The 20,648-nt window shown below is 61.0% G+C and carries 20 protein-coding genes and 1 tRNA gene; 9 read left to right on the forward strand and 12 right to left on the reverse strand.

The features are described from left to right. The first annotated feature begins 183 nt into the window (after positions 1-183). Complete coding sequence (gene ppdK / locus BA011_RS00770) at positions 184-2,892, forward strand: pyruvate, phosphate dikinase (RefSeq protein ID WP_065279071.1); 2,709 nt, start codon at positions 184-186, stop codon at positions 2,890-2,892. Between the two features lie 32 nt (positions 2,893-2,924). Here the strand turns inward: ppdK and BA011_RS00775 are convergent, their stop codons facing one another. Both BA011_RS00775 and BA011_RS00780 read right to left on the reverse strand, forming a co-directional pair. Further along, on the reverse strand, positions 2,925-3,203 hold the full coding sequence (locus BA011_RS00775; RefSeq protein ID WP_065279072.1) for a hypothetical protein: 279 nt from the start codon (positions 3,201-3,203) through the stop codon (positions 2,925-2,927). Positions 3,204-3,517: 314 nt separating this feature from the next. After that, a complete protein-coding gene (locus BA011_RS00780; RefSeq protein ID WP_065282354.1) occupies positions 3,518-3,715 on the reverse strand; it encodes a hypothetical protein in 198 nt (65 codons plus the stop codon). 156 nt (positions 3,716-3,871) lie between these two features. Here BA011_RS00780 and BA011_RS00785 point away from each other — a divergent pair, with 156 nt between their 5' ends. Further along, the gene (locus tag BA011_RS00785; protein ID WP_003557210.1) at positions 3,872-4,117 is read left to right on the forward strand and encodes a hypothetical protein; all 246 of its coding nucleotides are present in this window, start codon (positions 3,872-3,874) and stop codon (positions 4,115-4,117) included. Between the two features lie 15 nt (positions 4,118-4,132). On the opposite strand, the gene BA011_RS00790 is transcribed toward BA011_RS00785, so the two are convergent. Beyond that, the gene (locus BA011_RS00790) at positions 4,133-4,525 is read right to left on the reverse strand and encodes a hypothetical protein (protein WP_065279073.1); all 393 of its coding nucleotides are present in this window, start codon (positions 4,523-4,525) and stop codon (positions 4,133-4,135) included. A 337-nt stretch (positions 4,526-4,862) separates the two neighbouring features. Between BA011_RS00790 and BA011_RS00795 the strand changes: the two genes are divergently transcribed. Together BA011_RS00795 and BA011_RS00805 are read left to right on the forward strand one after the other, a co-directional pair. Further along, the gene (locus BA011_RS00795; RefSeq protein ID WP_065279074.1) at positions 4,863-5,774 is read left to right on the forward strand and encodes a DUF1499 domain-containing protein; all 912 of its coding nucleotides are present in this window, start codon (positions 4,863-4,865) and stop codon (positions 5,772-5,774) included. A gap of 984 nt (positions 5,775-6,758) precedes the next feature. Next, positions 6,759-7,967: a helix-turn-helix domain-containing protein gene (locus BA011_RS00805; RefSeq protein ID WP_065278963.1), complete on the forward strand. Its 1,209-nt coding sequence runs from the start codon at positions 6,759-6,761 to the stop codon at positions 7,965-7,967. A gap of 102 nt (positions 7,968-8,069) precedes the next feature. On the opposite strand, the gene BA011_RS00810 is transcribed toward BA011_RS00805, so the two are convergent. Genes BA011_RS00810 through BA011_RS00820 form a run of 3 tightly spaced genes read right to left on the reverse strand, consistent with a single transcriptional unit; the run spans position 8,070 to position 11,177 of the window. Continuing rightward, the gene (locus BA011_RS00810) at positions 8,070-9,794 is read right to left on the reverse strand and encodes an SDR family oxidoreductase (protein ID WP_065279075.1); all 1,725 of its coding nucleotides are present in this window, start codon (positions 9,792-9,794) and stop codon (positions 8,070-8,072) included. Further along, positions 9,791-10,249 (reverse strand): thiol-disulfide oxidoreductase DCC family protein, encoded by a 459-nt coding sequence (locus BA011_RS00815; protein WP_065279076.1) that lies wholly within the window; start codon positions 10,247-10,249, stop codon positions 9,791-9,793. The genes BA011_RS00810 and BA011_RS00815 overlap by 4 nt, the downstream gene beginning before the upstream one ends. A gap of 10 nt (positions 10,250-10,259) precedes the next feature. Next, a complete protein-coding gene (locus BA011_RS00820) occupies positions 10,260-11,177 on the reverse strand; it encodes an MBL fold metallo-hydrolase (RefSeq protein WP_065279077.1) in 918 nt (305 codons plus the stop codon). Positions 11,178-11,336: 159 nt separating this feature from the next. Between BA011_RS00820 and BA011_RS00825 the strand changes: the two genes are divergently transcribed. The 3 genes from BA011_RS00825 (at position 11,337) to BA011_RS00835 (ending at position 13,123) form a co-directional block, all read left to right on the forward strand. After that, positions 11,337-11,410, forward strand: a tRNA-Gln gene (locus tag BA011_RS00825). 109 nt (positions 11,411-11,519) lie between these two features. Next, positions 11,520-12,002 (forward strand): GIY-YIG nuclease family protein, encoded by a 483-nt coding sequence (locus BA011_RS00830; protein WP_065279078.1) that lies wholly within the window; start codon positions 11,520-11,522, stop codon positions 12,000-12,002. 425 nt (positions 12,003-12,427) lie between these two features. Further along, positions 12,428-13,123: a hypothetical protein gene (locus BA011_RS00835; protein ID WP_151343365.1), complete on the forward strand. Its 696-nt coding sequence runs from the start codon at positions 12,428-12,430 to the stop codon at positions 13,121-13,123. 134 nt (positions 13,124-13,257) lie between these two features. Here BA011_RS00835 and BA011_RS00840 read toward each other — a convergent pair whose 3' ends face one another. The 6 genes from BA011_RS00840 to BA011_RS00865 form a co-directional block, all read right to left on the reverse strand. Next, on the reverse strand, positions 13,258-14,796 hold the full coding sequence (locus tag BA011_RS00840; RefSeq protein ID WP_065279080.1) for a GNAT family N-acetyltransferase: 1,539 nt from the start codon (positions 14,794-14,796) through the stop codon (positions 13,258-13,260). Then, positions 14,771-15,562, reverse strand: coding sequence for a helix-turn-helix domain-containing protein (locus tag BA011_RS00845; protein WP_065282355.1), 792 nt, complete (start codon positions 15,560-15,562; stop codon positions 14,771-14,773). The genes BA011_RS00840 and BA011_RS00845 overlap by 26 nt, the downstream gene beginning before the upstream one ends. Positions 15,563-15,796: 234 nt before the next feature. Then, the gene (locus BA011_RS00850) at positions 15,797-16,576 is read right to left on the reverse strand and encodes an SDR family NAD(P)-dependent oxidoreductase (RefSeq protein ID WP_065279081.1); all 780 of its coding nucleotides are present in this window, start codon (positions 16,574-16,576) and stop codon (positions 15,797-15,799) included. A 423-nt stretch (positions 16,577-16,999) separates the two neighbouring features. Beyond that, positions 17,000-18,262 (reverse strand): type II toxin-antitoxin system HipA family toxin, encoded by a 1,263-nt coding sequence (locus BA011_RS00855; protein WP_065279082.1) that lies wholly within the window; start codon positions 18,260-18,262, stop codon positions 17,000-17,002. Further along, positions 18,259-18,489 carry a helix-turn-helix transcriptional regulator gene (locus tag BA011_RS00860; RefSeq protein ID WP_065279083.1) on the reverse strand — a complete coding sequence of 77 codons (231 nt, stop codon included), beginning with the start codon at positions 18,487-18,489 and terminating at the stop codon, positions 18,259-18,261. The genes BA011_RS00855 and BA011_RS00860 overlap by 4 nt, the downstream gene beginning before the upstream one ends. Before the next feature lie 388 nt (positions 18,490-18,877). Beyond that, a complete protein-coding gene (locus BA011_RS00865; protein ID WP_065279084.1) occupies positions 18,878-19,486 on the reverse strand; it encodes a TetR/AcrR family transcriptional regulator in 609 nt (202 codons plus the stop codon). 111 nt (positions 19,487-19,597) lie between these two features. Between BA011_RS00865 and BA011_RS00870 the strand changes: the two genes are divergently transcribed. After that, entirely contained in the window at positions 19,598-20,284 is a 687-nt protein-coding gene (locus tag BA011_RS00870; RefSeq protein ID WP_065279085.1) for a PspA/IM30 family protein, read from the forward strand. Between the two features lie 49 nt (positions 20,285-20,333). After that, positions 20,334-20,615, forward strand: a complete 282-nt coding sequence (locus BA011_RS00875) for a YiaA/YiaB family inner membrane protein (RefSeq protein WP_003546080.1) — start codon at positions 20,334-20,336, stop codon at positions 20,613-20,615. Positions 20,616-20,648: the final 33 nt, after the last annotated feature.

Below are 20,648 nucleotides of genomic sequence, written 5' to 3' on the forward strand. Positions count from 1 at the left end.
GGGACATTGTTGCAGTCCCGCAAAGCTTTTTTTGTGCCTTCCTTTATGTTCGGGCATCTTTCAATCGTTTCGACGCCGGCTACGGCGAAGATTTATTGTGCAGCGCAACATTCTGCCGCATTTGTCGATTTTCATTTCAACACCAACGGATTAAGCTGATCTTGATTTGGTGTTGGGGGGAAGATGACCAAGTGGGTCTATAGGTTCGGCGACGGGCAGGCTGAGGGCCGGGCGCGCGATCACGAGATTCTGGGCGGCAAGGGCGCCAATCTCGCGGAAATGTGCGCGCTCGGACTTCCGGTGCCGCCGGGGCTGACGATCGTCAGCGACGCCTGCAACACCTATTACAAGAACGACCGCCACATCGAGAATGCGGTGAAGGCCGAGGTGCGCTCCGGCATATCGGCGATCGAGGCAATCACCGGCCGCCATTTCGGCTCTGTCAGCCAGCCGCTGCTCTTATCGGTGCGCTCCGGCGCCCGCGTCTCCATGCCTGGCATGATGGACACGGTGCTCAATCTCGGCCTTAACGACGAGACGGTGCAGGCGCTCGGCCATGATGCCGGCGATGCGCGTTTTGCCTGGGACAGCTACCGCCGCTTCATCCAGATGTATGCCGATGTCGTCATGGGCCTCGGCAACGACGCCTTCGAGGAGATCCTGGAAGACGAGAAGGCCAAGCTCGGCCATGAATTCGATACCGAACTCAGCACTTCGGAATGGCAGCATATCGTCTCCCTCTATAAGCGGCTGATCGAGGAGGAGCTGGAGCAGGAATTCCCGCAGGATCCCGAAGTTCAGCTCTGGGGTGCTGTCGGCGCCGTCTTTTCCAGCTGGATGAGCGCGCGCGCCGTCACCTACCGCCAGCTCCACAATATTCCGGAAGCTTGGGGCACGGCGATCAACATCCAGGCGATGGTCTTCGGCAATCTCGGTAATAGCTCCGCCACCGGCGTCGCCTTCACCCGCAACCCTTCGACCGGCGAGAGAGCGCTTTACGGCGAATTCCTGGTCAATGCCCAGGGCGAGGATGTCGTGGCCGGCATCCGCACGCCGCAAAGCATCACCGAGGAGGGGCGGATTTCCTCCGGCTCCGAAAAACCCTCGATGGAAAAGCTGATGCCGGAGGCGTTCCGCGAGCTCTGCCGCATCTGCACCGATCTCGAGATCCATTACCGCGACATGCAGGATATCGAATTCACCATCGAGCGCGGCAAGCTGTGGATGCTGCAGACCCGCTCGGCCAAGCGCTCGACCCGGGCGGCAATGAAGATCGCCGTCGACATGGTCGACGAGGGGGTGATCACCGAGGACGAGGCGGTGCTGCGCATCGAGCCCTCCAGCCTCGACCAGCTGCTACATCCGACGATCGATCCGCGCGTCACCCGCCAGGTGATCGGCACAGGGCTGCCGGCCTCGCCGGGGGCTGCCACCGGCGCCATCGTCTTCACGGCGGAAGAGGCTGTCGAGGCGGAATCCGAGGGCCGCAAGGTCATCCTGCTCAGGGTCGAGACCAGCCCCGAGGATATTCACGGCATGCATGCCGCCGAAGGCATTCTGACGACCCGCGGCGGCATGACCAGCCATGCGGCGGTCGTTGCCCGCGGCATGGGCATCCCCTGCGTCGTCGGCGCCGGCACCATGCGCATCGATGTGCGCAATGAGCGGCTGCTCGGCGTCGGCGTGACGCTCAAGAAGGGCGATATCATCACCATCGACGGCTCGGCCGGCCAGGTGCTGAAGGGCGAGGTGCCGATGATCCAGCCGGAACTGTCGGGCGATTTCGGCCGCATCATGGGCTGGGCCGACCGCGCCCGGCGCATGACGGTGCGCACCAATGCCGATACGCCGGCCGATGCGCTCGCCGCCCGCTCCTTCGGCGCCGAAGGCATCGGCCTTTGCCGCACCGAACACATGTTCTTCGAGGGTGAGCGCATCCATGTGATGCGCGAGATGATCCTGGCCGTCGACGAGAAGGGCAGGCGAGTGGCGCTCGACAAGCTGCTGCCGATGCAGCGGCTGGATTTCACCGGCCTCTTCACCGTCATGCACGGCCTGCCGGTGACGATCCGCCTGCTCGATCCGCCGCTGCACGAATTCCTGCCGAAGACCGATGACGAGGTCGCCGAAGTCGCCTTCGCCATGGGCATGGAGGCATCCGTGCTTCGCCAGCGCGTCGATGCGCTGCACGAGTTCAACCCGATGCTTGGCCATCGTGGCTGCCGGCTGGCGATCTCCTATCCCGAAATCGTCGAGATGCAGGCCCGCGCCATCTTCGAGGCGGCGGTGGCCGCAGCCAAGGAGACCGGGGCAGCCGTCGTGCCGGAGATCATGGTGCCGCTCGTTGGACTGCGCACCGAACTCGATTACGTCAAGGCGCGCATCGACGAGGTCGCCGGCGACGTGATGCGCGAGGCCGGCATGAAGATCGATTATCTCGTTGGCACGATGATCGAGCTGCCGCGTGCGGCCCTTCGCGCCCATGTGATTGCCGAAGCCGCCGAATTCTTCTCCTTCGGCACCAACGACCTGACGCAGACCACCTTCGGCATTTCGCGTGACGACGCCTCGGCCTTCATCCCCACCTATCAGCGCAAGGGCATCATCGAGCACGATCCCTTCATCTCGCTCGATTTCGATGGTGTCGGCGAATTGATCAGCATCGCCGCCGAACGCGGCAGGCGCACCCGCAAGGACATGAAGCTCGGTATCTGCGGCGAACATGGCGGCGACCCGGCCTCGATCCACTTCTGCGAAACGATCGGCCTCGACTATGTCTCGTGCTCGCCCTTCCGCGTGCCGATCGCCAGACTGGCGGCAGCGCAGGCGGTGATTGCAGGCAATCTGGAAGAGATCCGGCGCGGTCCGAAAGACCTGCGGGCAACCGTGTAGGATATTCGGTGTGGGGCAGGGCGCCCTGGCACTCAGTAACGATAGCGCCAACGATCGCGGTAAACGTAGGGTCCGTTCAGATCCCAGGCCATGCGGTTCATCATCTCCGCACTCTGCGCCCGCGATTCGGCGCGACGGTCGAGATCGATGCGCTGCAGGCAGGTGGCAAAACCATCCGTGCCGCGCCGGAAGCCATAGCTCAGGCACCGCTGCTCGTCCGCCGCCCGCCGCTCCTCCGGCGTCATCGTCTGGCAGGCGGAAAGCCCGGCGACGATGGTGGCCATGACGGTGATGAGAAGACGAAGGCGCATCGGTTTGGTCCTTGGGATGCTTCTCCTCGAGGAAAGGCCATTCGGGCGAGGGCGTCAAGCCATCCTTGGCCCGGGAGATCGTTGAGTACTGGGTGATTACGTGAGCGGTGTGCCTGCGGCCCCCTCATCCGACCCTTCGGGCCACCTTCTCCCCGCTGGGGCGAAGGGGATATGCCGCAACCTCTCGATCCCCCCTTCTCCCCTCGGGGAGAAGGTGCCCGTAGGGCGGATGAGGGGGCCGCACGGCACGCCATTAATTCCCGTCGCTTACGCTCAGTGCATTCGCGGCTTGCCGCCGGCACCGGCGAGGTCTTTCACGCCGCCCCAGCCGGATCCCCAATCGGCAACAGCGCCGGATTAAGCGGCGGATCCTGTGGGTTCTTCGTATCGCCCGGGTCCTGTGCCGGTGTCAGCGGCGGTTTTTCCTGGATGCGGTCGGGAATGCCGGGTGTCGGCGTCGGGCCGCGCGGCGTATCGGCATTGGGTGTCGGGATCGGGTCTCTGTTGGGCATGAGTGCCTCCTTTTCGAAAAAGGAACGGCAGCCTCGGCACTTGGTTCCACTTTCGCCGGCCAACCTTTCTATGCATGTGGGGCATTCCTATGTATGACCGCTATGGATGAGGAAAGCATGGCCGCTCCACGAGAGGCCGGAAGCAGTGGAACGAGCATGGCCCTTCGCGATCGATTTTCGAAAAAACTGAGCTGTCCGCAATGCGGCAATGAGGGCTTTGCCGAAGCCTCGGAAGTCGATGATCCCAAGCGCAAGCACCCGGATTTCAAGGTCGATCAGCTGCCGCGCGGCTTCGGCGTGCAGCGGCCGTCCAACCACCAGGAAAATTTCGTCATCAAATGCGAATGCGGGCGCAAGTTTCCGTTCCGCAGCGTCGCGGAAGCCGCGGCCGAGCGCCGCTAACACGATGATCTAGAATTAGATCCGCTCCAGCACCTCGATGAAGGCATCGGCGAAACGCACCAGCGGCGCGATCTCTTCATCGGGCGCCTGCATGCGGATCTCGGTGCCGTTATAATCGAGCAGCGCCAGCACGACGCGCATCTCCTGGCCATCGCCCGGGATGCGCAGCACGGCGATGCGGCGGCAATCATCGATGAGACCGCCGGCCGGCAGGTCGAACAACAACTCGCCGCCCGAGCGTGCCGCCGCCTGGCGCACCGCCTCGCAGAAGCCGGCATCGCCGCCGGCATAACCTTCGAGCGAAAGTTCGAGCTCGAGCAGCTCCATCGGCAGCATCGGCTCGGACTGGTGGTCGATCCCGCCAAGCGCAGACGCCTGCGGCCTTTCTGCAATCTCGGGTGAAATCATCCCGTCTCTCCTCTACATCTGGAGATGAAACCGCGGCAGAATGGCCTTTTTTTGACATATCAGCAAGGGCTTATGAAGAAGCCGCCGTTTCGCCATGGCCATCGCCGTGGATTCCAACGCAATGCCTCAGACAATAGTTTCAATTTAGCCGAATCTTGCCCCAGATCCGGATGATTTAGGCCGGGCCGGCCAAAATCTGAATCCGGATCTAAATCAAAGAATAGAGCATGATGTCGTCCGAAAACCGCTTCACACTTTTCGGCATCATGCTCTAAACAGGGTTGAGGCGATTTGCGTGGTCGAACGCGCGGGCGCTGACGAGCAACCGGTAAGTTTGATGGCCATCCGCTATGACCGCCCCGTTTCCAGCGCCGCCCGCTCTTCGCGGCTCATCGGGGCGTTTTCCCTGGTGCTGGCGCTGGCGGTGGTGATCGCTCATCGCTTCGGCGGCCTCGCCACACCCTATCTGGTGCTGCTGCTGATTGCCGCTGCCGGCGGCGCGCTGCTTTCCGCCATGCTCGCCGCAGTCGGGCTGCGCAGCCTCTGGATGACCGGGGCCGATGGCGGGCTGGCGGCGCTGGCGGCGCTGATCTATGCCGCCTTTCCGCTCGGCTTCGGCGCCTATGCCACCGAGCGTTACATGACGCGGCCCGATATCTACGACGTTTCCACCGATCCGATCTCCGCACCCGACTGGCTGTCGCCGCCGCACTCCGACCAGATCTGGCTGAAGCGCAACGTGCAGGTGACGCCGGAGGATCGCGAAAAGCAGCTCGTCGCCTATCCCGAACTGACAGGCCGGCGTTATGAAGGCGCGCTCGACCGCGTGCTCGAAGCGGTGCGCAAGGTCGCCAAGATGAGCGGCATTACCATCACCAAAAGCAGTGGCGACACCGAGCCCGGCCGCGATGCCGAGGACAGACCGGTCAAGCCGCCGGCGCCGGGCGACGATGCGGTGGCCGATGCGCCCGATATCGTCCCGGTGCCGACGCCACGCCCTTACGATGACGATGTCGCCAAGCTGATCCGCGGCGTCAACGGCGTGACGCTGCAGGGCACCACCCGCACGCTGATCCTCGGCCTGCGCTTCGATATCATCATTCGCCTGCGCGAAGAGGCCGAAACCACCTTCGTCGACATCCGCGTCGCCTCCCGCTACGGCCAACACGACCTCGGCTTCAGCGCCGAAATCGCCGGCGATTATCTGAAGGCGCTGGATGCTGAGCTCCTGGGAATTGCGGGTGGGTGAGCAACGGTGGCGCAAAGCGCCAGCAATCGATCCGGCGAATCGATTGCAGTTGCGAACGCCCTGAGCCCAAAGCGAAGGGCCGGGAGAGGGTGCGGCAGGTTCGACGCCCGTACCGGTGCCGCCAAAGGCGCCAGCAATCGATCCGGCGAATCGATTGCAGCGGCGAACGTCCTGAGCCCAAAGCGAAGGGCCGGGATAGGGTGCGGCAGGTTCGACAGCCTTGTACCGCATCAAAGGAGGAGAGGGGCTGCTGTGGGAAGCGATGTCGATTTTCTGAGTGTGTCTGACCAGGAGACTCTTGATGAATTCGGTTTCGTCAAACTCTTTCAGGTGAGACTTATCTAAAATTTGTCGCCGGCTGCCACTTTTTGGATTTTTCTCCGATGGGGAAGATCTTTTCTCTCCATGTTCCGGATGACTTTTTAAAGTTTGATCGCGTTGTGAAATGCGTACTGCAGATTCAGCCCGATGTTAAAAATTCAGTCATTCATACGTTCGCCGTTAGAAAGCGGGGCGGCATAAGTGTAGCTGCCTATAAGAGGCCGGATGATATCTATATATACGTTCCTGAGAGCTGTGAGATTGATGTTCAGCTATTGCGCAGTTTGACAATCTCAATTCTCTCGATGGAATACACGACCGAGCCCCATCCCTTGAATAAGCTTTCTGTTAGTTGACCAGCGGATGGAGCCTCTCACCCCTTTCGATCGAACGACCACCTATACTGCATCTACCGCCCCGTAAGCCCCCCTCTGCCCTGCCGGGCATCTCCCCCACAGGTGGGGAGATTGGCTGGGCGCACTGGCTTCCCCAAACAATCAGCGTCCAGCGCGGCGAAACGGTAGATGGGCAAGAAGGTTTAGCCACTTGTGATCTCCCCACCTGTGGGGGAGATGCCCGGCAGGTGTCCGACCCGGATAGATAGGTAACAGAACGGACCGTTTACATAGGTGACAGTTCTCTGACAGCCGGGAGGACCCGGCGATGGTTTGGAGAGAGACTGGCATCATGGACGAGCGGCTGCGCTTTGTTGGGGAATGTCTTGCGGGCGAGGAGACGATGACGGCGCTGTGTGCTGCCTACGGGATATCGCGCAAGACGGGCTACAAATGGTTGGAGCGGTATCGGGCGCTCGGGCCTGCGGGGCTTATCGACCTGCCGCGGGCGCCGCTTGAGCACGGGCGGGCAACGGCGGCGGAGCTGGTGGCGCGGATCGTGGCGGAGAAGGAGGCGAATCCGCAGTGGGGGCCGAAGAAGGTGCTGGCGCGGCTGAAGCGGTCGGCGCCGCAGCTTTGCTGGCCGGCGGCCTCGACGATAGGCGAGATCCTGAAGCGCCACGGGCTGGTCGGGCGCCGGCGGCATCGCTGGCGGGCGGCTGGTTGCGGCCCGTTCGCACCGGCCAACGGGCCCAATGCGGTGTGGAGCGCCGATTACAAGGGCTGGTTCCGGACCCGCGATGGGCGGCGCTGCGAGCCACTGACGGTGATGGATACGGCGAGCCGCTTTCTGCTGGCGCTGCAAGCCTGCGCGACGCCGGCCGAGGCAGAGGCCTGGCCGGTGTTCGAGCGGCTGTTTGCCGAGCACGGACTGCCGGAGCGCTTTCGCAGCGACAACGGTTCGCCCTTCGCGGCGATTGGCGTCACCGGGCTGACGACGCTTGCTGTGCGGTTCATCAAGCTCGGCATCGGCCTGGAGCGCATCCAGCCGGGCAAACCGCAGCAGAACGGCCGCCACGAACGCTTCCATCTGACGATGCTGCCGCTGGCCATGGCGCCGGAGGTCGACCATGCCGCGCAGCAGGCGGTCTTTGACGCATTTCGCCAGAATTACAACGCCGAGCGTCCACACGAGGCGCTCGCTATGGACGTGCCTGCTGATCATTACCGACCGTCACTGCGGCGCCTGCCCGACCGCCTGCCTGAACCGGACTATCCGGCCGAGGCGGCGGTGCGCCGGGTGCGCTCCAATGGCGAGATCAAATGGAACGGCGACCTCGTCTATGTCGCAGCAGCGCTGGCCGGCGAGGTCGTGGCGATCGAGGAGAATGAAGCGGGCATCTGGACGCTACGCTTCCATGCCCATCCGCTCGGCATCATCGACAGGAAGACCAAGCGGCTTGTCCGCCCCAGCGCCCTGCAACCCCGACCAGCCGGCGCAGGGGCGGACACTGGTTTACAAGGGGGAGAACTGTAACCCATCTATCCGGTTCAATCTGTTACCCATCTATCGGCTGGACACAGGGCAGAGGGGGGTATCACGGCACACCTCCCAAGGAGGCATCACCGCAGCCACCGCTCACTCCTCCAAATCCAACCACCCCGTATACCGCACCACCAACCCCGTCAGCCGCCCGCCGATCTCGACATGAAAGTGGAACCGCCCATCCCGCTCCTCCTCATAGGTATTCCCGCCAGGCGCCAGAAACATCGGCAGTGGAATCCCGAAAAACCGCCAGCCGCGCACCACAAGCCGCAGCTTTTCCCCATCCGGCACCAGCGCCATCAGCACCCGGAACGGCCCGAAAACCTCGGCGAGCAGATGCCGGTCGCGGCCCTTTCCCTCGAGCTGGATGCTGCGGAAGATTTTGCCGCCGAAATCGCGCGTCCAGATCTCCTTATCGTCATCGGCGGCGAAACGCACCGTGACCGGCACATCCTCGCCGGCTCTCGGAAAGCCGATCACCCCAGCAACGATCCTGGCCAGCAGCCCGCCGCCGCGCTCGATCCGCGCCCGGCCGGAGGCGACGCGTGCGCCGCCGGCATGCAGGGCGGCGAGGGCGGGCGGCAGCCGCTCCCAGGCGCTGCCGAGGATCCTCTGGTAGAGCGGCAGGGGAGCCTGCTCGTTTTCCATCGTGATGCCGGATGTAATCGAAAACCGCTGGAAGGCCGCTTCGAAATCCGCAAGCTGCAATTCCCCCGCCGCCGGCCGCGCCCCATTCTCCGGCCGCGTGCCGGTCAGCAGCCGGCGCACCAGCGCCTCCACGCCGATGATGGGAATGAACGGCCCGTCATCACCTTCGGCAATCAGATGCCAGCCGCAGGTAAGCCGCTTTCCCGCGTGATCGACGCCGCCGACGCGCACAAACATGCCGCCGCGATGTTCGCCCACCGCGAAAGCGTGGCTGGCGCGCTGCAGCAGCCGCGCAAAGGGCAGCAGCGATGGCAGTACCCGCAAGCGCACAAGCCTTGCCGCAAGGCTGAGCAAGCGCTGCAGCGGCTGCGGCTCCGTTCCGACCCCGGTGAAGCTGGATTTGAGGCCGGCAAAACGTGCCGGCAGCAGCGCCAGATCCGGCGCATCCACCAGCAGGAATTTTCGGCTGCGCAGCGGTGCCGCCCCAGGTGCTGCCACCGTCACCCGCATCGCATCGATCAGCCCGCGCCCGGCGGCCGGCCGCCCATCGCGCCGAACGGTGATCTTCTTGCCGGCATAGCTTGCGATCGCCCTCACGACATTGAGCCCGATCCGCACATGCGCCGAGGGCGCAATGCCCGCCGCGACAGTTTCGATCCGGGAGAAATGCGGCGCCATCGCATCGAGCGCCGCAAAGGAGAGGGCGGGCAGGCTGCTGAGCCCCGAGAGCGCCAAGGTGCCCTTGGCCTTGGCCGCCGCATCGAGCCCACCGATGCCGGCGACGAAGCCGGTGCTGTCGGCAATATCGGCATAATCGATGCCGAGATCGATGCAGGCCTCGGCGACCTTATAGGCATCCTTGCCGAAGCTCTGGAACGGCCCCGAGGCATCGACGACGAGAGCAGGCCTCATCCGCGTCAGCTGTTCGGTGAGATCGCCGTCACGGTCGAAACGAACGGCCTGCACCATCGCGCCGAGATTGTTGCTTCCCAGGCCCTCGGCTCCATCTTTCGGCGTCCGGAGATCTGCAACGAAATCGTCAGCCTTTTCCAGCGAGCGCCCCGCAACCAGCAGCCTCAGCCGCGGTTCATCGCCCAGCAGCCGGGCCAGCCGCCCGCCGAAGGTCCCGTAGCCGCCGATGATGAGAACACAAAATCGTTCGCCGCTCATGCGATGAAACGGCTGCGCTGCTCCGGCGTCGGCACCATGCAGCTTTGCCGGCCGGCAATCTTCAGCCGGTTGCGGGCGATGAATTCATAGAGCGCATCGGCCGCCCGCCGCGGCAGCAGCCGGAAGATCTTCACCAGCGAATAGGGAAAGCCGAGGCCCGCCACCATGCGGATCGAGCCGTCTGACTTGAAGAAGGCGCGGCCGTTTTCGATCAGGATATTGGTCTCGTAGTCGCGCGCATGCAGCCCGTAATGCCGGTAGAGCGCTTCGCCGAGCGGCGTCTGCGCGGCGAGGAAGCGGTATCGCTGCTGCTTGTCATGTTTCAGCGCGAATTTCACCCAGCCGGAGCAGAACACGCATTCGCCATCGAAGACGATCAACGGCCGGTCATCGGCAAAATCGGGCACATCGGGATCGTTGCGATAGCTGTAATCGGCTCGAGGCTTCATCGTCATGTCCCCGTCCTCAATTTTGTGTCGCAGGCCGATAGGTGGCGGCAAGCGAAGGCGGCCCATCCGCTGCAATCATACCGCGTTCCACCAGATCCTCGATATGGGCGAGCACGGAAAGGGCGGCCGCCCCATGCAGCTTCGGATCGGTATCGCGATAGATCGCCTTCACCATCTCGGCAATCCGCCCATCGCCCGCCTGGATACGCGCCAGCACAGCCTGCTCGCGCTTCAGCCGATGCGCCTTCAGCGCCCTGAGGAAAGTCGAGGCCTCCGTCACCGGCCCGCCATGGCCGGGCAGCAGCAGACGGTCCTGGCGCTCAATCAGCCGGTCGAGCGATTCCATGTAATCCGTCATCGAACCATCCGGCGGCGCGACGATCGAGGTCGACCAGGCCATGACGTGATCGCCTGAGAATAGGATGTCTCGCCCCTCAAGCGCGAAGGCGGCATGATTGGCCGTGTGCCCCGGCGTCAGCACCGCGCTCAGCGACCAGCCATCGCCCGCGATCGTCTCGCCATCGCCGATCGCGATATCCGGCACGAATGATAGATCCGAGCTTTCGGAAAAGGGATTGATCTCGCCCTCCCGCAGCGGCCGCGCCGGCCGGTGCGGCCCTTGCCCCACCGTCACCGCCCCTGTTGCCGCCTGCAGCCGTCTGGAAAGCGGCGAGTGGTCGCGATGCGTGTGGCTGACGACGATATGCGTCACCGCGCGGCCGGCGAGCGCTGCCATCAGCGCCTGATAATGCGCCTCGTCCTCCGGACCGGGATCGATGACCGCGACCGAGGAAGAGCCGACGATATAGCTGTTGGTGCCGAAAAAGGTGAAAGGTCCGGGATTGTTCACTGTAACCCGCTCGACACCAGCGGCAACCGGCACGGCTTGCCCATAGGCCGGCTCGAAAGCGAGGTCGAATGCGGGACTGTCCATGAAGGAATGATCTCGGGCCGATGACGTCGCCACTTCCTAGCACGACGACAGCCGCTGCGCATATAAATCTGCGCCGGGTTAAACTTAGTCATTGTGACGGGCGAAGAGCTTTGCTAATCAGGCGTCGATTTGAGCAGGCGGTTTCCGCTCAAGCTCTGGTGGGGCGTCGCCAAGCGGTAAGGCAACGGTTTTTGGTACCGTCATCCCTGGTTCGAATCCAGGCGCCCCAGCCACGATTTTCCGGTCCGTTCTGGACACAAAGGTTCCGAAAGTCTCGGCGTTGTCGTGAAACGGCTTTCGGCGACGTGACTGCTATCGTGGCAGCGACGCAAATGGTGGGTCATGAACGAGAAATTTGCAGAAATCATCGCGCGGCTTCCGGAACGTTTCGAAGAACTTATGCGGATGACGCCGGTCATAAACGGTATAGCGCGCCCGGATATGAGGGGGTCAGGCGTCTATTTGTTCTCGGAACAAAAGTTAGACAAAGAAGAGCCGTTGTACGTCGGCCGCACAGATCGTCTTGAAAAGCGATATCTCGAACATACGGGAAAAAGCTCGGACCAAAGCAAAGCGTCTTTCGCATTCAAGCTCGCTCGTATCGAGACTGGGAAACTTAGGGCTTCCTACCGAAGGGGCGGTGAAACGCGAGCAGCCTTAATGACTGATCCTGATTTTATGGCTGCGTTTCGGCGCTGTCTCGAGCGCGTTTCCACAATGAATTTTCGTTATGTTTCGGAGCCTGATCCGACCACGCAGTGCCTCCTCGAAGTCTATTGTTCCGTCGCTCTCCAGTCTCAACACAATACCTGGAAGAACCACTAGCTTGCCCTAGAGTCATTTAGTTAAGCAGCCAGCCCGATGTTTCGCCATCGAGCCCGCTGGTAACCAGCCCTCCGCTGAAACTGTTCCAGCTCGTCATCACCGTCAACATGGAAACTATGAAGATCGTGAAATCATTGCCCGCATTGGATATTTGAGCGCAGATCGCCGGATACTTTCTCCCGTCGCCTTATCAATCGATGTATTGCTATTCGGGGACTCTATTCTATACATGGTTGTATCGGGCGCTGGGATTGGGGGATTAAGTGTTACTAGAAGTTAAATTTGAGGGCGGGCTAGCGGAGCAACACAAAATTCCAGCATATGAGGGGACAAAGTCGCTAGAAGGCCTAACCAGGTCGATGTTGATTGTAGCGAATTTCCTTGTGGAAGGTCGGGTCCGTCGAAAGGAGTTTGGGCGAGTACCTTTGACTTTCAATCTCCTTGCGCAACGCCCAGGAAGCTTTGAATCGCTCTATGAGATCGGTTACCAGGGAGCAGTCATTGGTGCATCCGTTGCCGGAGGACTTGCAATGGGTGCAGGCGGCAACCTTCTCTATGATCTTTTCAAAGTCGTCTACAGACGTGTGACCGGCGGAAACGAGGAGGCCAATCCTGCATCCGTGCAGGAATTGGAAGCAGAGCGCGGTGGCGACATTGCCGCGCTAATTGAAGCGGTCGAACCCGCGGTCCGGCTCGGGCATAACGTGATCAATCATGGGGTGATGAATATCAACCTCAGTGTTCAAGCTGCTGCACCAGCTCCCATTGTGCAGTTCAATCCTCAAACCAAACAGTATATGTGGGAAAGTGTTATCAACAATGACATTCGCATGAAGCTATTCAGCATGGCCAGTTTCAATGCGAACCAAGGGACAGGACGCGCCTTCGATCTGGAGGAAGGTAGATCAGTCCCGTTTGAACTGGGTCCAGACGTAGATAGGCTGAGCGTTGACACGCTGTTGGGAAGTATTTCTTCCTACACACGAAGAAAGCGTCTTGGAGATGATCTTAGGTCCGCCGTCGCGGTAATGTACACGTCCGTCGAAGCCGCCGATGGACGTATTAAAAAAATAAGAATTCTCGCAGCTAGAAATGAAATTCAAGATTTTGAAAGACGTTAGATTGCGGTCTTTTCTTGCGATCTGTAAAATCCAATGTGTCACTTTCTCTGTGGCGTCACGGTGCCTACGTGCCCTCGGTTGCCAGCCATGCACGTGCCGCCACGGGGTGGGCGACGGCGTAATGACTGAACGCATCATACTTCAAACTCCAGATTCGCACGGTCGAGCAAGAGCCTTATATGATCAGGCTTTACTTTATAGATAGATTGCTGAGGGTTGCCATTCACGACGCCTATCCGCCGCAGTTCATCAAGACCAATCGCCGGCTCGATGTACGATACAAGCAGATAATTGATGACTTTGACCGGTCGTGTTGGCGTTGCGTTCCACCCTTCTAGCTGTTGCTCACTGTACACGGATCTACCTCCCGTCAGATGCATGAGCTCTCTGGTAGATTTGGCAAGGGTGATACTCTCCAATATGCCAAGAGCTGTAATGGCTTGAGAAGGCTGCTCCTTTGAAGTGCTTTTATAGAAGAATAGCAACGAACCCGCTGCACCCAGATTTGAAGGCGCCCGACAAAGATATACCTTTCGGATTGTATTTCCCGGACGCGCCGGGCGGTCGGCTCTCGAAGTTCCGTTGAACAAATCCGGTTGCCTTGGGTTCCATAGATCCGGATAGAGCGTATCGTGATACTCCTCCTTAATCGGGATACCGAAGCCCCTGATTTCGTCGGTCACCAGAAACCGGGGATAGTTCTTCCGAGCGGCTTCGTAGGCTGTGACTGCCGGATCGTCGGTCAGCTTTTCCAAGGAGAATGTCCGCTCATAAATCAGTTCGCCGTCAGGCTTTTTGCCGGCTTGGCGAAAACCATAAAACTCCAGCAAGTTAATCAGCGCGGCCTGATCTTCGTAGGTAGTAAGGTACGCCAGATCGTAGCCGTTCGTCTGGGCGTACCAAAGCACTTGCTTAAGAAGTAATTCTCCCAATTTCACACCTCGCTTATCGGGAGCGACCTTGAACGTGCAAATTTTCAGAATTTTTTCCGCCTTTGTGACCGCGTCTGTATCGATAGCGGTCTCGTCCTTACGAACGATCAGGCCGGCAAGCTTGTCATCATCATATACAACCCAGCAGGGGCGATGCTGCCTCACACATTTTTCGCGCCACCAGTCGTCGAATTCGGGATAGCCATCGCGAAGGCTGTTGAAGAAGTCGTCTTCGTGGTCGATCATATGCGCATCGACCTCCGCGACATGACGGATCGGAACTTGCTTTGGTTCGTAGGTTTGCGTGAGAAGATCGGCCGCGTCACCGACGAACAGAACGCGGCGTCCCAGCTCAGCTGAATGCCTGAGGGCTCGCTCATGAAGCCCTTTGTCCTGCGAAACGAGAAAGTCGACGGCGTCGCTCTTCAGCGTATGCAGAAGGATCGCGTCTACGATATCGTTTGGCTTCTTGAGAGGACCGAACTCGGCCTCCAGTTCTGGTTGGGTCAGGCCGCGTCTTTTGCCGAGGATCTGGTATTTTGCGATCTTGCTGAGCGATATCCGGCGCCGCTCGGCATCTTTATCGCGAGCAATATCGTCACGCGCAGCTTCGTGGACGAAGACATTGACTTTATGCGCCGCGGCAAGACTTGAGAATTTGGCGTATGCTGCCTCAACAGCACGATAATCTTCCAGCCCGATTAGGATATTCGTATCAATGAGATACGACTGCTGCCTCATGTCTCAAGGCCTTTCGAAGATCGCGGCTTGCGTACAAATAGGATTGCGGAGGCTCGAAGCTAAACCGCTCGCGGAGCTCGTTGAGAGGGATCGGCCTTGAAAAGGACTTCACATCTTCAAAGAGCAGCGCAAAGCCGAAGTCCAGCCCCTGAAAGTAGCTATCGAAGTCTGCTCGCTCGATAAAGGCCGTGTCCTCGAACTCGGCCCAGATCTGTTCGATCGGCAATTTAAGAACGTCTTTGATCTCAGCTACACCGACCATCGCTCGAACCGGTGAGGTGGAGTAAATATAGGCAATCGTGCCGCCAGGCGCTGACACGGGAAAACGACGCCGCAGTTCAACGGTTTTGCGTCCCTCCAATATCTTCTCGGAATACTGGGGTCTGATCGAGAGCACTACGTCTCTCTGCGCTCGAAACGGCTCGTCCGCCAGCAGAGGAAAGACGAGTTGATCATCGTTGCCGTATTCGGCATCGAAAGCTTCCTTAATGCGCAACACAAGCCGCGCATCCGCTGGAAAAACCGCGTCCACGCGCAGAGAAGCTCCTAGCGCTTCCACATACCGTTGAACGGTTGAAAGGTAGACTTCTCCACCTTTTTCAATTTTCGATACGGCTGCTTGCTGAACGTTTAGTCGGCTCGCCATTTCAGCTTGGGTGAGGCCAGACAACAGCCGGAGCCGCCGCAAATCCAAGCCTTCGGCATGATCGGCGCGCGAGCCGCTTGCTTCGGACGCTTCGATGATTTTTCCAGCCAATTTACCCATGCGCATGCTCCGTTTCACAGCGTGGTAACCCAACCCAATATTCCTTGCAAGGAATATTGGGTCGCATTGGGAGACGCTTGGCTATTATATTGATTGGTGTAGGAAAAAGACCACAGGGGGCTATCTTCAATGCCGAGATGCAATTGCGGCGTCGGGTTGGTTTCCGACGGGAGGTGGTCGAACAGCGCCTTCCAGAGGTTTCAAACGCGGCAACGCCCGCTAACCCGGTCTCGCCTACGCGCGCTCTGCAAACAGTCGCACACCCGTCAGTTCCGCAAGCTTCTCCACCAGCGCATCCTGAAACCCCGCATCGCTAACCTCCGCCGAGGCCTCCCGCCGCTGCCGATGATACCAATAGCCGCCGCTGACCTTGGCAGCTTCGTCCTCGCTCGTCGCAAGCCACGTCTGCGTCAGGTGCCCCATTTCGAGGTCATCGGGTGCGCCGGCGCCGCCCATCTTTGTCGGCACCCAGCCGGGATCCACCGCGTTGCTGAGGACATCCGGCCAATGGCGGGCGAGGGCGGCGGCGAGGGTGGCGATGTAGAGCTTGCTTTCCGAGTAGGCCTGGCTGGCGTTCCATGGCCGCTTCTTCCAGTCGATATCGTCAAGGGCGCTGCTGCCGCTGCGGTGCATGCCGCTGGTGAGATAGATGAGGCGATCGGGGCGGGTGATCCAGGCCGTGAGCAGATAGGGGGCAAGCACATTCACCGCCAGCGTCTTTGCGTGACCCTCCGGCGTTTCGCCCCGGCTCCTCTCGAGGTAGATGCCGGCATTGTGGATGACGGCGTCCATGCGGCCGATGGCGTTGACCTGCTCGGCAATCGAGCGCGTTTCCGTGGCGCTGGCGAGATCGCCGATGACGAGGCCGAGTGCGGCAGCCGAAATCTCTGAGATGGCGGAGGCGCGCTCCCGGGAGCGGGCATGCAGCACGACGTCGTGGCCCTCCTTCATCAGGGTGCGGGCGGCGGCAAGGCCGAGGCCATCTGTGGAACCGGTGATGAAGATGCGGCTCATGGGGTTTCCTTTAGCGTGGTTGCCACAGAGTGCTTGGCCATGGATCCTCGGGTCAAGCCCGAGGACGACGGAGGTCGGGAGGGCGCGATCGGCAAGAGGCGAGATCTCGTTGACTCTCAAAAATCCCCAATTTTGGATCTTAAGCCAAGTTGACTCTCACGAGCCACACTCAAAATAGTTTGTCTTTCAATATCTGCCTTTTTTGATAGACAAACGTCGTTGAGTTGCTTCTGGGCAGGCCAGCCCCTCATCCGGCTGCCGCCACCTTCTCCCGCTTGCGGGGCGAAGGGGATATGCCGCAAGCTCTCCGTCCCCCGCTCACCTCTCGTAGGGCACGTCCCCTCGCCCCGTTTACGGGGAGAGTGGGGAGAGGCGACCGGCCAGAGGCGCGACGTCGGGCGTCGTTTCCCGTTTCCCTACACCTTATAAAGTCAACCTCGCTGTCTCGGCCCGGTCTGTTATCACGCCGGCGATCGCGTCGATCGGGTCTCGATCGGGCGATACGTCTGCGAGCTCATCGGCGACCTTGCCGGTCAATGTCAGCACCTTGTCGCAAAGCTCGTTCACGCGGCGGCGCAACAGCGGAGTGCCGACGCCGGCTTCTGCCGCAAAGGCCTTCCAGCCCTCGGCATCCATTTCGGCCAGTGTGGCGCGCTTGCCTAATCTCATCGCCAGCTTTGGCGACAGTTCCGGATAGATCATGGTGGAGAGGAGGTCATAGAGTTTTGCCAGCCGCGGGCCTTGGCTATCGTAAAGGATGGAGAAGTTCTTGCCGTGGGCATCGGCATTTCCGGCGATCAGGTTGAAGATGGCCGCGTCCAGCAGCTTCAGCACGTCGACAGCCGGCCTTGCGGAAATCCGTCTTATGAGATCGAAGCAATCCTTGAAGGTCGGCCCGCCTTCACTCGCATATTTCGTTTCCGGCGGTACGCCGAGTGCCTGGCAGAAATCTTCCTGATGGATGCGATGAACCAGTCCGCCGGCGCCGCGCACGCGGTCATATCGTTCGATCAGAAGGAACGGGCGTCCCTGCACATATCTCGGTTCGACGGCTGCGACATCGAGCCCGATGGCGGCCGCAAGCCTCATCACGAAAGCTTCGTTCTCGGTCGTCGCCTTGAAGCGGGCTATCGGTGGCTTCAGAATATGGGTTGTGGCCTGACCGGGCAGGGGAAGCCCGATCCGGCCATCCACCAGAACAACCGGCAGTTTGGACTGGGCGCCGGCGAGAGATAGTCTCAGGCCCTCCTCACCGGCCAGCAGAGGCCGCACGGGCAGTGCCTCCAACACGGCAACGATGCCTGCTTCATCCAAGGGCACGGGCTGGCGATCTGCAATCGACCCTGTCTCCGCCGGTGCCCCACCTTCGGCAAGCAGTTGCAGCGCACCGGCGACATCGCCGCCCAGGTGATCGAGAAGCGCAAAGTCATTGGCGGGAGACACGCCCAAGGCCCGTGCTGCGGCCAGGCGCTGGCTTTCCTCGGGCAGCAGGCCGGCGAAATACGGCCGGCATTCCCGGCGGGTAAATCGCTCCGGTCGTTTCGGCAGAGACGCCGAGAGCGGCAGCGTTTTGTCATCGTCAAGCCAGTCTTCATCATAGACAAAGCCGATATCGCCGTCTCTGTCCTGCGTGAATTGACCGACAATGCGGCCGTCCCACCAGACGTTGAGAAGCCTTGATGTCATTGCCTGCGCTCGCCGGGAGCCAGAATGTCGAGGGAGCAGCCAAGCGTTTGCAGAACCTGCAGGACCTTGCCGATCTGCGCTGTGGGCTTGCCGGCTTCGAGGTCGACGATAAAACGAAGCCCGACGCCGGCAACGCCGGCAAGCTCGTCCTGCCGCAGGTTTTGTTCCTTGCGGGTGCTTCGAACCAGGGCGCCGATGTCGGCTGGACTCTGTACGTGTTTCGCCATGTGGTTTTCCCGATCGGGAAAATATAGCGAATGTGGAGCCTGTGTCCAGGGGAATTTACCGATCGGGATATTTTGGTGAAGCGGGAAAGGTTGAGCGTGTGAAATTTCCCGCTCGGTAAAATAGATAGTGGCTCGTTGGGCGTGCGTGGATCCTCGGGTCAAGCCCGAGGATGACGGAGGTCGAGGAGAGCGACCGGCAGAGGCGGGACGCCTGCAGCATTAAAAGTGTGCGGTGACTTTGCCTGGGACGCCAAACTCCGTCATCCTCGGGCTTGATGCGAGGATCCACGCCGCATCCATCAGCGGCGGGCATGGATCCCAGGCTCAAGGCCTGGGATGACGGGGGGTGGGGTGGCGTCCCACCACTAAACCAACGAAATCATCCCCATCACCCCCGCCGCCGCTCCGCCCCCGCCGCAATCGTCTGCACCAGCTCATCCACCTCCCGCGCCAGCCGCTCCAGCGGCAAGCCGACGAAGCGGCCTTCGAGGCTGATGCTGACGACGCCATGCACTGCGCCGAAGAGGGTGCGGGCGCGGATGGCGCGGTCTTCGGGGGGCATGTCGGGTTGCAGTTCGGCCAGCGGTTCGGCGATCACGTCCATCAGGAAGAGGTGCTCATCAAGATGCCATTGCGGCGTCGGGCTGGTTTCCGGCGGGAAGTGGTCGAACAGCGCCTTCCAGAGGTTCCGGTGCTCGACGGCGAAGCTCAAATATCCCTGCGCCAGGTTGCGCAGCCGGTCGGTCGGCGGCCGGTCTTTCGTTTCGGGCAGGGTGAGCCTCGCCTCCAGCGCCTTCAGCGTCGCGGAGTTGACGTGGATGACGAGCTCGGCGAGGTCGGAAAAGACCGTGTAGAGGCCGCCCAGCGCGCAGCCGGCATCCTGGGTGATGTCGCGGGCCCGGAGGTTCGTCAGCCCGTCCTTGGCGATCCGCTCGCGCGCCGCCTCGATCAGCCGGGCCTTCAGGTCTTCGCGTTTTTCTTCTCGCCTACCGGCCATTAACCATTCCACTTCGATTTTTTGAACGTCGTTCAAAGTTTATCTTGAACGACGTTCATGATTCTGCCATAACTCCTCTCGTGAACAACGTTCATAAACCGGAGGAAGGAAATGTTCAAACTGATTTCCATTTTATTGCGGGGCAGGGCGCATGATGCCGAGCAGGCTTTCGCCGATCGCCACGCCGTGCCGCTGCTTTCCCAGCAGATCCGCGATGCCGCCCAATCGATCCAGTCGGCCCGCCGCAGTGTGGCGGTCGCCATCGCCCAGAACGAGCAGGAGAAGGGGCAGCATGCAACGATCGTTGCCCGCATCGCCGATCTGGAGACCCGCGCCTCCGCGGCACTGACCAAGGGCAATGAGGGCCTGGCCCGCGAGGCGGCCGAGGCGATCGCCTATCTCGAAGCCGAGCGCGATGCGTCGGAGAAGGCGCAGAGCCAGTTCACCAGCGCGATCGACAAGCTGAAGGGCATCGTCCGTGCCTCCGAGGCGCGGCTGCAGGAGCTGCAGCGCGGCGAGCGGCTGGCGCGTGCCACGCAAGAGGCGCAGAAGCTCGATGTCGTCGTTGCCGGCCCGGGCTTTGCCACGCTCGACGATGCCGAGGAGACCCTGGCGCGCCTTCGCCTGCGCCAGAGCCAGAATGAGCTGACGGCCGCCGCGCTGAAGGACATGGAAGGCGCCATCCGCCCGGCCGGCATCATCGAAAAGCTTGCCAATGCCGGCTTCGGCGCGCCGCTGCGCTCATCCGCCGATGATGTGCTGGCGCGGCTGAAGAGCCGCATCACGCCTGCCGCTTGAAATTGCATCCACCCAACCATCCATCCATCGAACCATAGGGACCACTGATATGAACGACAGTTTCCAGAAACATTCCGCAAGCTGGGTCAGCTTCTCCTACATCTCCTTCGGCTCGGCCGCCTTCATGCTGGCGCTTGGCCTCTACATGATGCCGCTCGATCTCTGGGGCAAAGGCTATCTGGCCATGGGCATTCTGATGCTGGTGCAGACCACGGTGAATATCACCAAGACGCTGCGCGACAACGCCGAATCCGAGAAGCTGATCCGCAAGGTTGAGGATGCCCGCACCGAGAAACTCCTGGTCAAGTTCAATCGTAACGATGAAGATTGATCTTGGTTAACCACAGCGCAGAGTTGTTATCGC

The organism is Rhizobium leguminosarum, from assembly GCF_001679785.1.
In the GTDB taxonomy this organism is placed as follows: Bacteria; Pseudomonadota; Alphaproteobacteria; order Rhizobiales; family Rhizobiaceae; genus Rhizobium; species Rhizobium leguminosarum_R.

What these genes read in the sequence shown, in the direction of transcription:
- ppdK (WP_065279071.1), top strand. Translation starts at nt 184, where the DNA reads ATGACCAAGTGGGTCTATAGGTTCGGCGACGGGCAGGCTGAGGGCCGG.
- BA011_RS00775 (WP_065279072.1), bottom strand. Translation starts at nt 3,203, where the DNA reads ATGCGCCTTCGTCTTCTCATCACCGTCATGGCCACCATCGTCGCCGGG.
- BA011_RS00780 (WP_065282354.1), bottom strand. Translation starts at nt 3,715, where the DNA reads ATGCCCAACAGAGACCCGATCCCGACACCCAATGCCGATACGCCGCGC.
- BA011_RS00785 (WP_003557210.1), top strand. Translation starts at nt 3,872, where the DNA reads ATGGCCCTTCGCGATCGATTTTCGAAAAAACTGAGCTGTCCGCAATGC.
- BA011_RS00790 (WP_065279073.1), bottom strand. Translation starts at nt 4,525, where the DNA reads ATGATTTCACCCGAGATTGCAGAAAGGCCGCAGGCGTCTGCGCTTGGC.
- BA011_RS00795 (WP_065279074.1), top strand. Translation starts at nt 4,863, where the DNA reads ATGGCCATCCGCTATGACCGCCCCGTTTCCAGCGCCGCCCGCTCTTCG.
- BA011_RS00805 (WP_065278963.1), top strand. Translation starts at nt 6,759, where the DNA reads ATGGTTTGGAGAGAGACTGGCATCATGGACGAGCGGCTGCGCTTTGTT.
- BA011_RS00810 (WP_065279075.1), bottom strand. Translation starts at nt 9,794, where the DNA reads ATGAGCGGCGAACGATTTTGTGTTCTCATCATCGGCGGCTACGGGACC.
- BA011_RS00815 (WP_065279076.1), bottom strand. Translation starts at nt 10,249, where the DNA reads ATGACGATGAAGCCTCGAGCCGATTACAGCTATCGCAACGATCCCGAT.
- BA011_RS00820 (WP_065279077.1), bottom strand. Translation starts at nt 11,177, where the DNA reads ATGGACAGTCCCGCATTCGACCTCGCTTTCGAGCCGGCCTATGGGCAA.
- BA011_RS00830 (WP_065279078.1), top strand. Translation starts at nt 11,520, where the DNA reads ATGAACGAGAAATTTGCAGAAATCATCGCGCGGCTTCCGGAACGTTTC.
- BA011_RS00840 (WP_065279080.1), bottom strand. Translation starts at nt 14,796, where the DNA reads ATGAGGCAGCAGTCGTATCTCATTGATACGAATATCCTAATCGGGCTG.
- BA011_RS00845 (WP_065282355.1), bottom strand. Translation starts at nt 15,562, where the DNA reads ATGGGTAAATTGGCTGGAAAAATCATCGAAGCGTCCGAAGCAAGCGGC.
- BA011_RS00850 (WP_065279081.1), bottom strand. Translation starts at nt 16,576, where the DNA reads ATGAGCCGCATCTTCATCACCGGTTCCACAGATGGCCTCGGCCTTGCC.
- BA011_RS00855 (WP_065279082.1), bottom strand. Translation starts at nt 18,262, where the DNA reads ATGACATCAAGGCTTCTCAACGTCTGGTGGGACGGCCGCATTGTCGGT.
- BA011_RS00860 (WP_065279083.1), bottom strand. Translation starts at nt 18,489, where the DNA reads ATGGCGAAACACGTACAGAGTCCAGCCGACATCGGCGCCCTGGTTCGA.
- BA011_RS00865 (WP_065279084.1), bottom strand. Translation starts at nt 19,486, where the DNA reads ATGGCCGGTAGGCGAGAAGAAAAACGCGAAGACCTGAAGGCCCGGCTG.
- BA011_RS00870 (WP_065279085.1), top strand. Translation starts at nt 19,598, where the DNA reads ATGTTCAAACTGATTTCCATTTTATTGCGGGGCAGGGCGCATGATGCC.
- BA011_RS00875 (WP_003546080.1), top strand. Translation starts at nt 20,334, where the DNA reads ATGAACGACAGTTTCCAGAAACATTCCGCAAGCTGGGTCAGCTTCTCC.